The sequence below is a fragment of the Candidatus Rokuibacteriota bacterium genome (assembly GCA_030647435.1).
Lineage (GTDB): Bacteria > Methylomirabilota > Methylomirabilia > Rokubacteriales > CSP1-6 > AR37.
The window spans coordinates 1-13,316 of sequence record JAUSJX010000073.1 but is presented as its reverse complement, the minus strand read 5'-3'; the positions used below and the strand labels follow the sequence as shown (position 1 = coordinate 13,316).

17 protein-coding genes are annotated in these 13,316 nt (G+C 70.1%); 6 read left to right on the top strand and 11 right to left on the bottom strand.

Features of this window, described 5'->3' with window-relative positions:
* Window positions 1-5: 5 nt before the first annotated feature.
* The 11 genes from Q7W02_13135 to Q7W02_13085 all read right to left on the bottom strand — a co-directional run bounded on the left by Q7W02_13135 (window position 6) and on the right by Q7W02_13085 (window position 8,515).
* Window positions 6-944, bottom strand: a complete 939-nt coding sequence (locus tag Q7W02_13135; GenBank protein MDO8477113.1) for a tetratricopeptide repeat protein — start codon at window positions 942-944, stop codon at window positions 6-8.
* On the bottom strand, window positions 941-1,435 hold the full coding sequence (locus tag Q7W02_13130) for a cytochrome c-type biogenesis protein CcmH (GenBank protein MDO8477112.1): 495 nt from the start codon (window positions 1,433-1,435) through the stop codon (window positions 941-943). The genes Q7W02_13135 and Q7W02_13130 overlap by 4 nt, the downstream gene beginning before the upstream one ends.
* Window positions 1,432-1,950 carry a TlpA disulfide reductase family protein gene (locus Q7W02_13125; GenBank protein ID MDO8477111.1) on the bottom strand — a complete coding sequence of 173 codons (519 nt, stop codon included), beginning with the start codon at window positions 1,948-1,950 and terminating at the stop codon, window positions 1,432-1,434. Before Q7W02_13125 ends, Q7W02_13130 begins: the two co-directional genes overlap by 4 nt.
* A gap of 11 nt (window positions 1,951-1,961) precedes the next feature.
* On the bottom strand, window positions 1,962-3,908 hold the full coding sequence (locus Q7W02_13120; GenBank protein ID MDO8477110.1) for a heme lyase CcmF/NrfE family subunit: 1,947 nt from the start codon (window positions 3,906-3,908) through the stop codon (window positions 1,962-1,964).
* Between the two features lie 126 nt (window positions 3,909-4,034).
* Window positions 4,035-4,478, bottom strand: a complete 444-nt coding sequence (locus tag Q7W02_13115) for a cytochrome c maturation protein CcmE (protein MDO8477109.1) — start codon at window positions 4,476-4,478, stop codon at window positions 4,035-4,037.
* Window positions 4,475-4,615, bottom strand: coding sequence for a hypothetical protein (locus Q7W02_13110; protein MDO8477108.1), 141 nt, complete (start codon window positions 4,613-4,615; stop codon window positions 4,475-4,477). Before Q7W02_13110 ends, Q7W02_13115 begins: the two co-directional genes overlap by 4 nt.
* A complete protein-coding gene (gene ccsA, locus Q7W02_13105) occupies window positions 4,605-5,255 on the bottom strand; it encodes a cytochrome c biogenesis protein CcsA (protein ID MDO8477107.1) in 651 nt (216 codons plus the stop codon). The genes Q7W02_13110 and ccsA overlap by 11 nt, the downstream gene beginning before the upstream one ends.
* A complete protein-coding gene (locus Q7W02_13100) occupies window positions 5,255-5,935 on the bottom strand; it encodes a heme exporter protein CcmB (GenBank protein ID MDO8477106.1) in 681 nt (226 codons plus the stop codon). The genes ccsA and Q7W02_13100 overlap by 1 nt, the downstream gene beginning before the upstream one ends.
* Complete coding sequence (ccmA, locus tag Q7W02_13095; protein MDO8477105.1) at window positions 5,932-6,708, bottom strand: heme ABC exporter ATP-binding protein CcmA; 777 nt, start codon at window positions 6,706-6,708, stop codon at window positions 5,932-5,934. Before ccmA ends, Q7W02_13100 begins: the two co-directional genes overlap by 4 nt.
* Complete coding sequence (gene htpX / locus Q7W02_13090; protein ID MDO8477104.1) at window positions 6,705-7,559, bottom strand: zinc metalloprotease HtpX; 855 nt, start codon at window positions 7,557-7,559, stop codon at window positions 6,705-6,707. The genes ccmA and htpX overlap by 4 nt, the downstream gene beginning before the upstream one ends.
* 68 nt (window positions 7,560-7,627) lie before the next feature.
* On the bottom strand, window positions 7,628-8,515 hold the full coding sequence (locus Q7W02_13085; protein ID MDO8477103.1) for a site-specific DNA-methyltransferase: 888 nt from the start codon (window positions 8,513-8,515) through the stop codon (window positions 7,628-7,630).
* A 154-nt stretch (window positions 8,516-8,669) separates the two neighbouring features.
* Between Q7W02_13085 and Q7W02_13080 the strand changes: the two genes are divergently transcribed.
* The 6 genes from Q7W02_13080 to fabG are packed head-to-tail and all read left to right on the top strand — an operon-like array spanning window position 8,670 to window position 13,142.
* Window positions 8,670-9,179, top strand: coding sequence for a DUF177 domain-containing protein (locus tag Q7W02_13080; GenBank protein MDO8477102.1), 510 nt, complete (start codon window positions 8,670-8,672; stop codon window positions 9,177-9,179).
* Between the two features lie 45 nt (window positions 9,180-9,224).
* On the top strand, window positions 9,225-9,407 hold the full coding sequence (gene rpmF, locus Q7W02_13075) for a 50S ribosomal protein L32 (protein MDO8477101.1): 183 nt from the start codon (window positions 9,225-9,227) through the stop codon (window positions 9,405-9,407).
* Between the two features lie 25 nt (window positions 9,408-9,432).
* On the top strand, window positions 9,433-10,464 hold the full coding sequence (gene plsX, locus Q7W02_13070; GenBank protein ID MDO8477100.1) for a phosphate acyltransferase PlsX: 1,032 nt from the start codon (window positions 9,433-9,435) through the stop codon (window positions 10,462-10,464).
* A complete protein-coding gene (locus Q7W02_13065) occupies window positions 10,461-11,441 on the top strand; it encodes a beta-ketoacyl-ACP synthase III (GenBank protein ID MDO8477099.1) in 981 nt (326 codons plus the stop codon). The genes plsX and Q7W02_13065 overlap by 4 nt, the downstream gene beginning before the upstream one ends.
* A gap of 7 nt (window positions 11,442-11,448) precedes the next feature.
* Window positions 11,449-12,393 (top strand): ACP S-malonyltransferase, encoded by a 945-nt coding sequence (gene fabD / locus Q7W02_13060; protein MDO8477098.1) that lies wholly within the window; start codon window positions 11,449-11,451, stop codon window positions 12,391-12,393.
* Complete coding sequence (fabG, locus tag Q7W02_13055) at window positions 12,390-13,142, top strand: 3-oxoacyl-[acyl-carrier-protein] reductase (protein ID MDO8477097.1); 753 nt, start codon at window positions 12,390-12,392, stop codon at window positions 13,140-13,142. The genes fabD and fabG overlap by 4 nt, the downstream gene beginning before the upstream one ends.
* Window positions 13,143-13,316 lie beyond the last annotated feature (174 nt).

The following is a 13,316-nucleotide window of genomic DNA, read 5'->3' as shown; positions in this document are numbered from 1 at the left end:
TACCACTAGCGGCGAGGGGCTTTGGTCCGGGCTTCCTCGATGAGCACGGCGATGCGCCGGCGGTCCTCGCCGGGGGGCATGAGCGTGACGAAGCGCTCCCATGCCTTGATGGCGCCGGCGTAGTCCTGCTTGACCTCGTAGAGCACCTGGCCCTTGTACATGAGCGCCGGGGTGTACTTCGGGTCGATCTTGAGCGCCTTGTCGAAGGTTTCGAGCGCGGCGTCGGCGTGGCCGCCCATCGCCACGATCAGGGCAAGGTGCGTCATCGCGTCGACGTTCTTCTCGTCGCGCTTGAGCACGGCCTGGTAGGCCGCGATGGCCTCCGGGTAGCGGCCCGCATTCAGGCTCTCGCGAGCAGCCTGGAGCATCCTGGCCATGATCTCGGGCGTGATGGGCCTGCCGGCGGCGGCCCCGGTCCCGGGAGCGCCGGGCAGGAGGGGGCCGGGGTCAGTCAGGGCGGGGCCGGGCATGCCGGGCATGCTGCTGCCCGGCGAGGCGGCGGTGGGGTCAGGTGCGCTGTACCGGCTCACTCCCACGCCGAGAGCGATGCCCAGCACGAGGAGTGCCACGCCGGCGGTGGCGATGGCGGCGGGGCTCCGCGTCCAGGAGCGCGGGGCGGCGGCCGCCCGCTCGGCAGCAGGCGGCGCAGGCAGGCCGCCCAGGGCGTCGAGCGTGGTGAGCAGATCGGCGGCGCGACCCTCGTACCTGTCCCTGAGCGCCTGGAAGTCGTCGTCCGAGAGCGAGCCCGCCTCGTGGTCGAAGGCAAGCTCCTTGAGGGCGCGGTAGGCCGAGGCCTTCTCCTCGCCGAGCTCGAGCCGGCGGTCGGGCTGTGCCGCGGGCGAGGCGGCCGTCCCTCCGGCCCCGCCGCGCAGGAGCGGCCAGAGGACGATCGCGAGCGCGGGCAGGCCGATGGCGGCAATGGCGATCCACTGGGCACCGGTCATGATTTATCCATCTCGGACATCTCGCGCCGGATGCGCTCCCGCACGGCGGGGTCGAGCTGCGAGGGCGCGGCGGCCTGTGGTGTGCGGCTCCAGCGACGGACTGTGATCGCGACCAGCACGAGCCCGATCCCGAGTCCCACGAAGGGCACGACCCAGACGAGGAGCGTGAAACCCGACTTGGGCGGCGAAAGCAGGATCCAGTCGCCGTACTTCTCGACGAAGTAGGCGCGCACCTGCTCGGGGCTGTCGCCCGCGGCCAAGCGCTCGCGGATGATGGCGCGCATCTGGTTGGCGGTCTCGGAGGGCGAGTCCGCCACCGAGAGGCTCTGGCAGACCACGCAGCGGAGTTGGCTCGCCACGTCCTGGACGATGTTCTCGTCTACCTGTGTCGCCGCGGGCGCTGGCTGTGTCGCCGCGGGCGCTGGCGCTGCCCACACGGCGACGGCGACCAGCATGACGGCCGCGGCGGCGGAGGCAAAGCCGCGCCTCATGACGGCTCCTTCAGCAGGGCGTCCAGGTGCCGGCGGGCGATCTCGTCAGTCAGCGCCCCCACGTGCTTGAAGCGCACGCGCCCCTTGCGGTCGATGAAGAAGGTCTCGGGCACGCCGTAGACGCCGTAGTCCACCGAGACCCGGCCCCTGGGGTCCGGAGCGTTCGGGAACGAGTGGTCGAAGCGCCTGAGGAACTCCCGTGCCGCCTCCTCCTTGTCCTGGACGTCGACGCCCACGACCATGACCCCCTTGTCCTTGTAGGCCCGCCAGGTGCGCTCGAGGGCCGGCGCTTCCTCGTAGCAGGCCGGCACGCACCACGAGGCCCAGAAGTTGAGCATCACGACCTTGCCGCGGAGGTCCTCGAGGCTCAGGGGAGAGCCCGCGAAGGTCGTGAGCGAAAAGGCCGCCGCCGGCCGGCCCAGGAGCGGCGAGGGGATCTCGCGAGGGTCGGTCCTGAAGCCGTAGGCCAGCAGCACCAGCACCGGCACGACGGCCGCGGGGATCGCCCACCGCAGCCTGGATGCGTTCACGCCGGCCTCCGCGCGTCCGGCAGGATGGCCAGCGCCGCGCCCAGCGTCAGCACGAGACCGCCCAGCCAGAGCCAGGAGACCATGCGGTTGACCTGGAGCTTGACCGTCGCGTGGGAGCCGTCGGGAGCGAAATCGCCCAGCACGAGGTAGATGTCCTCGATCCAGCCAAGTTGGTAGTCGACGGCCGCGATGGGCGACTGCTCCTGCGGGTAGAACTTCTTCGCGGGGTAGAGCATGTGGCCGCCCGCTCGCCCGTTCGTCACCGTGAACGCGCCGGTGACCTTGCCGTGGTTGGACTCCTCCGAAGCCGAGAGCCCGTCGAATCGCACGTGGTAGCCCGCCAGCTCAGTGCTCTGACCCTTGTCGAGCGTAACTTCCTTCTGCACCGACCAAGCCTGCGAGCCCGCCACGCCAAGCGCGATGACGAGGATCCCCAGGTGGACGATGAAGCCGCCGTACCGTCGGTTCTGGCGGAGCAGCAGTCCCCAGGTGGCGGCGCCCCAGTCGTCGCCGCTCCGCCGCCTCGCCCGCACCGCGCGGAAGAGATCGAGCGCGATGGTCCCGGCGACGAAGACCACCAGGGCCATTGTCGTCAGCACCAGCCCGTTGGCCACGCCGAGCGCCCGCAGCGCCGCAGCCGCCACGAGACCCGCGACGACGGGCTTGAGGAAGTTGCGCTTGAGGTTCTTGGCGGAGGCACGGCGCCAGGCGATGAGGGGACCCACGCCCATGAGGAAGAGCAGCGCGAGGAAGACCGGGATGTTGACCAGGTTGAAGAAGGGCGCGCCCACGCTGATCTTGACCCCGCGCACGGCCTCGGACAGGAGCGGGAAGACCGTCCCGAAGAAGACCGTGAAGGTGGCGGCGACCAGGAACAGGTTGTTCAGGAGGAAGGTGGACTCCCTCGAGACGACCGAGTCGAGCACGCCCTCGGCGCGCAGGCGCTCCACCCGCGAGGCGAGCAGCGAGAAGGAGCCGAGGAGCACCAGCGCCAGGAAGGCCAGGAAGAAGACGCCGATCGAGCCCTGGGTGAAGGAGTGGACGGAGCCGATGATCCCCGAGCGCGTCAGGAAGGTGCCGAAGATCGTGAGGCCGAAGGTCAGGATGATGAGGGAGAGGTTCCAAAGCTTGAGCATGCGCCGCCGCTCCTGGACCATCACCGAGTGCAGGAACGCCGTGGCGGTGAGAAACGGCATGAAGGCCGCGTTCTCGACGGGGTCCCACGCCCAGTAGCCGCCCCAGCCCAGCACGTGGTAGCTCCACCAGCCGCCGATGAGGAGCCCGAGCGAGAGGAAATACCAGGCGATGATGGTCCAGCGCCGCGTGATGGTGATCCACTCCTCGCCTGTGCGCCCGACGATCAGCGCGGCCATGGCGAAGGCGAACGGCACCGTGAAGCCGGTGAAGCCCAGGTAGAGGGCGACCGGGTGGGTGATCATGCCCGAGTCCTGCAGCAGCGGGTTGAGGCCGCGGCCGTCGGCCGGGATCGGCGTGAGGCGCTCGAAGGGCGGCGCGGGGATGGTCATGACGAGAAGGAAGAAAGCCAGGATGCCGAGCATGACCGAGAGCACCCACGGGTAGAGCTCGGGCTGGCGGCGCCGGTACTGGACGACCACGATCAGCGTGTAGATCGACAGCATCCACGACCACAGGACGATCGAGCCTTCCAGCGCCCCCCAGAGCGCCGTGATCCGGTAGTAGAAGGGCGTGCCGCGGTTCGTGTTGACGGCGACGTACTGCACCGAGAAGTCGAAGGTCAGGAAGGCGTACAGCATGAGCGCGATGCAGGCGGTGACGAGCGCCCAGGCGCCGACCGCGGCCCGCTCGCCCGAGCGGAGGAGCGCGGCGCGCCCGGTGCGGGCGCTCGCCACCGCGGCAACAGCGCCCCAGAGCGCAAGCACGAACGCGGCGACGGTCGCGCCGTATCCCAGCTCCGGAATCATCGTGATGGCGCTCCGGCCAACGAGCCTGCGCTGCGCCGTGGCCTCTTCGGGCCTGCGGCCCTCATCGGGATCGCGCTCCGGCCAACGAGCCTGCGCTGCGCCGTGGCCTCTTCGGGCCTGCGGCCCTCATCGGGTGCCGTCTCCGCGCAGGCTCTTCATCAGCTCCTTGTACCCCGGCTGGGCGCCGTCGTGGGGCGCCTTGTACTCCTCGGAGTGCTTGGCCAGGATCAGCGAGGCCTTGAAGTAGCCGTCCTTCGTCCACGAGCCTTCGACGACGGCGCCCCGCCCCTCGGCGAAGAGGTCGGGCGGCGCGCCCTTGTGCCTGACGGGGACGCTCGCCTTGCCGTCGGAGAGCGTGAACGAGAGATCCAGGCTCTTGGGCTCCCACTTGAGCGACCCCGCCTGGACGAGGCCACCGAGGCGGTAGGTCTTGCTCGGCGTAGGCGCAGCCAGGAGCTCGCTCGGCGTGACGAAGTAGACGACGGACTGGCTCACGCCCGACCAGATGAGATAGGCGATGGCCGCCACGATGACGAGGCCGCCCGTCACGAACCTGCCGCGGCGGCTCATTTTTCCTGCCACCGCCGCCGCCGCTCGCCGCGCCCGGCGAGGCTCTTCGCGCGGCCCGCCAGGCGGCGCCAGTACCCGAGCAGCGCGACGGCCGCCAGGCCGTAGGCGGAGAAGACGTAACCCCAGTTATCCGGCATGCGTGTCCTCGAGCCGCGCGATCTCCATCCGTTCGGCCAGCAGATAGGCGAAGAGCAGGGTGAAGGCGATCCAGTTGATGAGGAGCGTCGCCGCGATGGGCGCGGCGATCGGCGAGGGCTCGGGGCCGAGGATGGTGGACGGCTGGTGGAGCGCGCGCCACCACTTGACCGAGAAGTGGACGATCGGCATGTTCGCGGCGCCCAGTATGCCCACGACGGCGGCGGCGCGCGCCCGTCTGTCAGGGTCGTCCACCATGCCGCGGAGCAGCAGGTAGCCGACGTACACCAGGAAGAGCACGGCCGTTGAGGTGAGACGCGCGTCCCAGGTCCACCACGTGCCCCAGGTCGGCTTGCCCCAGATGGAGCCCGAGGCGATGGTGATGCCGGTGAAGAGCACGCCGGGCTCGGCTGCCGCCAGCGCCAGCCTGTCCCAGCCAGCGCGGCGGGTGAGGAGATAGCCCACGCTGCCCACGAAGACGAGCGCGAAGGCGAGGTAGGCGGTCAGCACGGCCGGGACGTGCAGGTACATGATGCGCTGGACATTGCCCTGCACGGCCTCGCGCGGAGCGTAGCCGAAGGCCGCGCCGAGACCGGCGATGAGGGCCAGCACCGCGAGCCATCCGAGCGCGCGGGCGGCCATCAGCCTTCCAGCACGAATTCGAACGTGAGCACGCCCACCACGAGGTACACGAGGTCCGCCGCGGCCAGCAGCTTGAGCCATGCCGCCGCTTCGGCCAGGGGCTCGCCCGCGAGCACGGTCTGCGTCGCGCTCACCGAGCTCAGGAGCACCGGCACCACGGCGGGCAGCAGCAGGACCGGGAAGAGCAGCTCCCGGGCGCGCATCTGCGCCGTGACGGCGCCGAAGAGCGTGCCGACGGCCGCGAACCCGAGCGTGCCGAGCGCTAGCACGGCCGCGAGCCCGGGGAGAAACGGCGTGAAGTCGATCGCGAAGAAGACGGCGAAGAGCGCGAGGAGCACGACTTCCACCACGATCATCACCAGCACGTTGCCCGCGAGCTTGCCCAGGTAGATGGCCGACTTGTCGCCGGGTGTGAGGACGAGCCCCTCCCAGCAGTCGTTCTCGCGCTCGATGAGAAACGTCCGCCCGAAGGCCAGGAGCCCCGATAGGATGAAGCCGAGCCAGAGGAGCCCCGGCAGCGCCGCCTCGACGCGCGCGCGCTCGGGCCCGAGCGCGAACTGGAACACGAAGAGCAGCAGGAGTGAGAAGAAGACGAGGGCGTTGAGGCTCTCCTTGCTCCGGCGTTCCGTCAGTATGTCCTTCCAGACCACCATCCAGGCCCGCCGGACGTAGGCGCTCACGACGCCGTCCCCGGGCCCATGGCCAGCTCGTCGTAGAGGCGGCGGAGGTCTTCGAGTCCGAGCGCGGCCGCCGGGCGGTCGAGAACGATCCGCCCGCCGGCGAGGATGGCGACACGGTCGGCCACTCCCACGCCCGCGTCGAAGCTGTGCGTCGCGACGACGAGCGCTCCGCCGCGCGCCTTGAAGGACAGCAGGAACTCGCCGAGCCACTTCCTGCCGGCGCGATCGAGGCCGGTGAAGGGCTCGTCGAGAAGAAGGAGGCGCGCCCGGCCCAGCAGCACGCGCGCGAGCGCCAGGCGGCGCTTCATGCCCGCCGAGAAGGTGCGCGCCCGCTGGTCGGCCGACGCATCGAGCTCGACCTCCTCGAGCGCCGCGCGGAGCCGCGCGTGTCCCGCGTCGTGGCCGCCCATGACCGCCCAGAAGCGCAGGTTCTCGAGCGCGCTCAGGTCCTCGTACACCCAGCTGCCGTGCCCGACCATGTCGATGGCGGCCCTGACCGCTTCGGGCTCCTTCACGGCGTCAGCCCCGGCGACGCGTAGCGAGCCCGACGTGGGCCGCAGGAGCGTGGCGACGATTCGCAGTAGTGTCGTCTTGCCTGTGCCGTTCGGCCCCAGGAGGGTCAAGCCCTCGCCCGCGCCGAGCTCGAGCGAGACGTCGTCGAGGACGGCGGTCCGGCCATAGGTCTTGCGGAGGTGCTCGGCCTGGATCATGAAGCCGGAGGCGGGGTGAGGCGCCGTCCGTTCGCGCCCCGCGCCCGGTCCCGTCGCGATCAAAGCTTCATCGCCCTCAAACGCGCGATGCGTTCCTCGATCGGAGGATGCGTCGAGAAGAGCGTGGCGAAGCCTCCGCCAGTGAGCGGGTTGACGATGAAGAGATGGGCCGTAGCCGGCGTGGCGTTCAGAGGCTCCTGCCGCGAGGCGACGTCGAGCTTCTCGAGCGCGTGCTCGAGCCCGGAGGCGCGGTGGCAGAGGCGCGCGCCGGAGGCGTCGGCTTCGTATTCGCGCGAGCGCGAGATGGCCATCTGGACGAGCATGGCGGCAAAGGGCGCCAGGATGGCCATCAGGAGCATGCCGATGAGGCCGCCCCCGCCGCCGCCCTCGTCGTCGCTGCGGCGGCCGCCGCCGAAGATGGCCGCCCACTGCGCCATCTGCGCCAGATACGTGATGGCGCCCGCGAGCGTGGCCGCGATGGTCATGATGAGCGTGTCGCGGTTCTTGACGTGCGAGAGCTCGTGGGCGAGCACGCCCTTGAGCTCGTCCTCGCTCATGATTCGGAGGATGCCCTCTGTGACGGCGACGGCGGCGTGCTGCGGGTTCCGGCCCGTCGCGAAGGCGTTCGGCGAGTTGTCCGGGATGAGGTAGATCGGCGGCACCGGGATCTTCGCCTCCGCCGCCAGCTCGCGGACGATGCGGTAGAGCCCGGGCGCCTGCGCCTCGTCGACGGGCTGGGCGCCGTACATCGACAGCACGATCTTGTCGGAGAACCAGTACGAGCCGACGTTCATCACGAAGGCCAGGATAAAGGCGATGGTCATGCCCTGCTGGCCGCCGATGGCTCCGCCGACCAGGACCAGCAGGCAGGTGAGAACGGCGAGAAGGAATCCGGTCTTGATCAGGTTGCCCATTGCGTGGAGCCTCCGGGGCGAATGCTAACAGTCAGTCCAGGGAGCGTCAAGCAACAGGCCGGGGAGCGTCAGGCAACGGGGTCGGCGGCGCCGCGCTGCGTCCTTCCGCTTGCGCGCGGGTCGAAGCCGACCCAGCGGATGCCCTGCGCGCCTTCGAAGCGGCTGGCCATGACCTCGAGCGCCTCCGGGTTGTCGTCTACCAGCATGAATCGGCGGTTGAGAGCGAGGCAGGCCTCGCCGGTGGTGCCGCTGCCGGCGAAGAAGTCGAGCACGAGGTCGCCCGGACGGGAGGACGCCTGCACGATGCGGGTGAGAACGCCGAGCGGCTTCTGCGTCGGGTAGCCCGTCCGCTCGCGGCCGTTGGTCGGCACGATGGTGTGCCACCAGGTGTCGGTGGGGAGCTTGCCGCGCGCCGCCTTCTCGGGTCCGCAGAGCCCCGGCGCCATGTACGGGATCCGCTCGACAGCCTCCGTGTCGAAGACGTAGCGCGACGGGTCCTTGACGTAGACGAGGATGTTGTCGTGCTTGGGCGGCCACCGGCGCGTCGGGCGCGCGCCGTAGTCGTACGCCCAGATGATCTCGTTGAGGAATGATCGCCGCCCGAAGATGCCGTCCAGCAGCACCTTGCAGTAGTGCGCCTCGCGGTAGTCGATGTGGAAGTAGAGCGTGCCGTCCGGCGCCAGCGCTCGGTAGGCCTCGCGCAGACGCGGCTCGAGGAATCCGAGGTAGTCGTCGAAGCGGTCGGGAAAGGCGCGCGAGCCCATCTTGATGGTCTCGTAGCGCTGTCCCTGGAAGCCCACGCGGTCGCCGGAGGCGCTCCGCACGGTCTTGACGCGCGTATGCGACTGGGCCTTGCCGGTGTTGAACGGCGGGTCGATGTAGATGAGGTTGACCGCGCCGTCCCGCGCGTGCCGGCGGAGGATGTCCAGGTTGTCGCCGAAGTAGATCGTGTGCACAGGATGGCTAGTATAGGGCGTAGCCGGGCTCGGAGCCGTATGCTGGAGGAGGGTCTGGGGGCCTTTCAGGTTGACAACCGGAGAGGGGGCCCGTAAACTGACCCGGTTTTACGGATTTCTACAAATTCTGTCGAGGGTTAGCGAGAGTCGAGCCATGGTCATCAGGGTCTCCGAGATTCCCGAGGAGGGGCTCAGGTTCGAAGGCCCCGAGGCCTTTCCGGAGCCTTTCCAGGACCGCGCCTGGCGCCTCGAGGACGCCCAGCTCGCCGTGGACAAGGACGGCGATGTCGTGTTCGTCCACGGGCGGCTCCGGTCGCGCGTGCCCCAGGTCTGCTCGCGCTGCCTCGAGCCGTACGAGGCGACGGTGGAGACGAACGTGGACACGCGCCTCGTGCCCAGCCCTGCGATGCGGGGTGAGGAGCGCGAGCTGGGCAGGGACGACCTCGAGACCGACGTCTACGCGCACGACCTGATCGATCTCAACGCCCTGCTCGAGACCGAGACCACGCTGGGGCTGTCGATGAAACCGCTCTGCCGCGAGGGCTGCGGCGGTCTCTGCCCGACGTGCGGCGCGAACCGGAACGCGGCCCCGTGCGCCTGCCCGCCCGCCGCCGACCCGCGGTGGTCGCCGCTCAAGGGCCTGGCCGACCGGCTGTCCAAATAACCCGCTGGGCCGGGCCCGTGAGCCCGGCAGAGGAGCCACGAACACATGCCGCTGCCAAAGCGACGCCATTCGAAAACGCGCGGGCGCAAGCGCCGGACCCACTACAAGATGTCCGCGCCCACTCGCTCGGTCTGCCCGCAGTGCAGGGAAGTCAAGCTGCCGCACCAGATCTGCGCCAAGTGCGGCTTCTACAAGGGGCGGGAAATCCTCTCGGTCGAGGGCGGGTAGCGCCCGGACGGGAGATCCGCGGCCAATGCCGATGAAGATCGCGGTGGACGCCATGGGCGGGGACTTCGGCCCCGCCGTCGTCGTCGAGGGCGCCGTGACGGCGGCCCGGGAGTTCGGGCTCGCCTCGGTGCTGGTCGGCGACAGGGCCGCCGTCGAGCGTGAGATCGTCCGCCTCAAGGCGCAGGACCTGCCGATCACCGTGCGCCACGCCACCCAGGTCGTGGGCATGGCCGAGCCGCCTGCGCACGCGCTCCGCCGCAAGCTCGATTCCTCGCTGCGCGTGGCGGCGGAGCTCTGCAAGGAGGGCGAGTGCGACGCCCTCGTCTCGGCCGGCAACACCGGCGCCGCCATGGCCATCGGCATGCACGTGCTGGGCCTCCTGCCGGGCGTGGACCGCCCCGCCATCGCCGCCGCGCTGCCGAACCTCTCCGGCTACACCATCCTCATCGACGCCGGCGCCAACGTCGACCCCAAGCCGCGGCACCTCTTCCAGTTCGCTGTCATGGGCCACGTGTACTCGCGCGACATCGTCGGCAAGGACAACCCGCGCGTCGGCCTGCTCTCGGTGGGTGAGGAGGAGGGAAAGGGGAACGAGCTGACGAAGGAGGCGTTCGAGGAGCTCCGGACGTCGTCGCTCAACTTCATCGGGAACATCGAGGGGCGCGACATCTACAACGGCCGCTGCGACGTGGTGGTCACCGACGGATTCACGGGCAACGTCTGCCTGAAGGTCTCCGAGAGCCTGGCGGAGATGCTGACGGAAATGATCCGCCAGGAGCTCGGGCGCGATGTCTTCTCGCTGGCTGGCGCGGCCCTGTCCAAGCGCGCCTTCGCCCGCATGAAGCGGCGCGTGGACTACACCGAGATGGGCGGCGCGCCGCTCCTCGGCATCAACGGGGCCTCGATCATCTGCCACGGCGCCTCGCCGGTGAAGGCCATCAAGAACGCGGTCCGCGTGGCGGCCGAATGGGTCACGAGCGGCGTGAACGAGCACATCAAGACCGCTCTCGAAGCCGAGACGGAGCTGGCCGAGGGGCGCGAGGGAGGCCGCGAATGACCCGCGCCCGGATCATCGGTATCGGCGCCTACGCCCCGAAGCGCATCCTGACCAACGCGGAGCTCGGGCGGATGGTCGAGACCTCGGACGAGTGGATCGTCCAGCGCACCGGCATCCGCGAGCGGCACGTCGCCGACGAGAGCGAGGCGACGTCCGATCTGGCCATCCGGGCCGCGCAGCAGGCCCTCGAGCGCGCCCAGGTCGAGCCGGGCGAGATCGACCTGATCGTCCTCGGCACGACGACCGGCGACATGGCCTTCCCGACCACGGCCAACATCGTCCAGCACCAGCTGGGCTGCAAGAACGCGGGCTCCATGGATGTCTACGCCGCCTGCTCCGGCTCCATCTACAGCCTCTCGATCGGCGCGCAGTACGTCCAGACGGGGAAGTACAAGACCGTGCTGTGCATTGGCGCGGAGTGCCTGTCGCGCATCACGGACTACACCGACCGCGGCACGTGCATCCTCCTGGCCGACGCGGCGGGCGCGGTCGTGCTCCGCGCCTCCGACGGGGACGCGGGCATCCTCGATACCGACCTCTACTCCGCCGGGCGGTACGGCGACCTGCTGATCCAGCCGGCCGGCGGCTCGCGCAACCCGGCGACCCACGAGACCGTGGACAAGCGGATGCACTACGCCCGGATGAAGGGCAACGAGGTCTTCAAGGTCGCGGTGCGCATGTTCGGCGACGCCGCGGAGCGGATCCTCAGCCGGAACGGGTTCACGGCGCAGGACCTCGCGCTCTTCGTCCCGCACCAGGCCAACCTGCGCATCATCGAGGCGGCGGTGAAGCGGCTCAAGCTGCCCATGGATCGCGTGCTCGTCAATGTCGACCGCTACGGCAACACGGGCGCCGCCTCGGTGTACGTGGCGCTCGAGGAGGCGTGGGCCTCGAAGCGGCTCAACCCCGGCGACCTCGTGCTGATGGCGGCTTTCGGCGGAGGCTTCACCTGGGGCGCGGCGCTGCTTCGCTGGTAGGGGCCCAATGAAGATCGCGTTCCTCTTCCCGGGGCAGGGCTCGCAGTCGGTCGGCATGGGCAAGCACTTTGCCGTTGCGTCGCCCGCGGCGGCCGCCGTCTGGCGCAAGGCCGACGAGGCCGTCGGCTTCCCGCTCGCGCGGCTCTGCTTCGAGGGACCGGCAGAGGAGCTCGCGCTCACGATCAACACGCAGCCCGCCATCCTGACGGCGAGCGTGGCGGCGGCGGCCGTGCTCGCCGAGCGCGGGATCAGCCCGGACCTCTGCGCGGGGCACAGCCTGGGTGAGTATTCGGCCCTCGTGGTCGCGGGCGCGCTCGGCTTCGCCGACGCCGTGCGGCTCGTGCGCAGGCGCGGCGAGTTCATGCAGGACGCCGTGCCGGTGGGAACGGGCGCCATGGCGGCGCTCATGGGGCTCGACGTGGAAACGGCCGAGAAGGCTTGCGCCGAGGCGGCGCAGGGCGAGGTCGTCAACGTCGCCAACATCAACTCGCCAGGCCAGATCGTCATCGCGGGCCACCGGGCCGCGGTCGAGCGGGCGCTCAAGGTCGCGGCGGCCCTCGGCGGCAAGAAGAGCGTGCTGCTGCCGGTGAGCGCGCCGTTTCATTCGGCGCTGATGAAGCCCGCCGCCGACCGGTTGGCCGCCGAGCTCGAGCGCGTGGCCGTGCGCACTCCGCGAGTGCCGGTCGTCCGCAACGTGGACGCGGGCCTGACCACGACAGCCGACGACGTCAAGCCGTTCCTGATCCGGCAGGTAGCGAGCCCGGTCCGCTGGACCGACTGCCTGACGGCGCTGGCGCGCGAGGGCACCACGGTCTGGCTCGAGGTCGGCCCCGGGCGAGTGCTCAGCGGGCTGCTCAAGCGCACGATCGACGGCGCCCGGGGGCACGCGGTCGAGGATCCCGACTCGCTCGACAAGGCGGCCGCCGCGCTCGGCGGAGGGCCGGGCTTGTGACGGACGGCAAGCCGCTGGCCGACCGCACCGCGGTCGTGACGGGCGGCACGCGCGGGATAGGGCTGGCCATCGCCCGCGCGCTGGCAGAGGACGGCGCCTCCGTGGTAGTCTCTGGTCGCGACGCGGGCCGGCTCGAGTCTGCGGTCAAGGAGCTCGAGAGTCTGGGCGCGTCGACGCTGGGGGTCGCGGCCGATCAGTCGAAGCGCGAAGACTGTGACCGGCTGGTGGATGCGGCGAAGGAGCGCTTCGGGCGCATCGACGTGCTGGTCAACAACGCGGGCATCACGCGAGACCAGCTCCTGGTGCGGATGAAGGACGACGACTGGGACCAGGTTCTGGACACGAACCTCCGGGGCGTGTTCCTGATGACCCGGGCCGTGGTCAAGTCGATGATGCGGCAGAAGAGCGGCCGCATCATTAATATCGCGTCCACGGCAGGGGCCATGGGCAATCCCGGCCAGGTCAACTACTCGGCGGCCAAGGCGGGCGTCATCGGCCTCACGAAGGCGGCCGCGCGTGAGCTGGCGCACTGGAACATCCTGGTCAATGCGGTGGCGCCGGGGCTGATCGAGACGGACATGGCCGCCGCGATGTCGACGGAGGCGCGGGAGGCCCTGCTCCAGCAGGTGCCGCTCAAGCGGGTCGGCGCGGCGCGGGAGGTGGCGGAGGTGGTACGATTCCTGGCCGGCGACGGCGCCGCCTACGTCACGGGGCAGACCATTCACGTGAACGGCGGTCTGTACATGTAGCAACGGCCCCTTGGGGCCGACGCAGCATCGGGGGGCGACGCAACTCGGCAGTGTGAGTTTAATCCACGCGGTAGCGGGAGGTGTTCATGGCAAAGCCGGTTGAGGAGCGGGTCAAGGAGATCATCATCGAGCAGCTCGGGGTGGAAGAGGACGAGGTCAACCCCAACGCGAAGT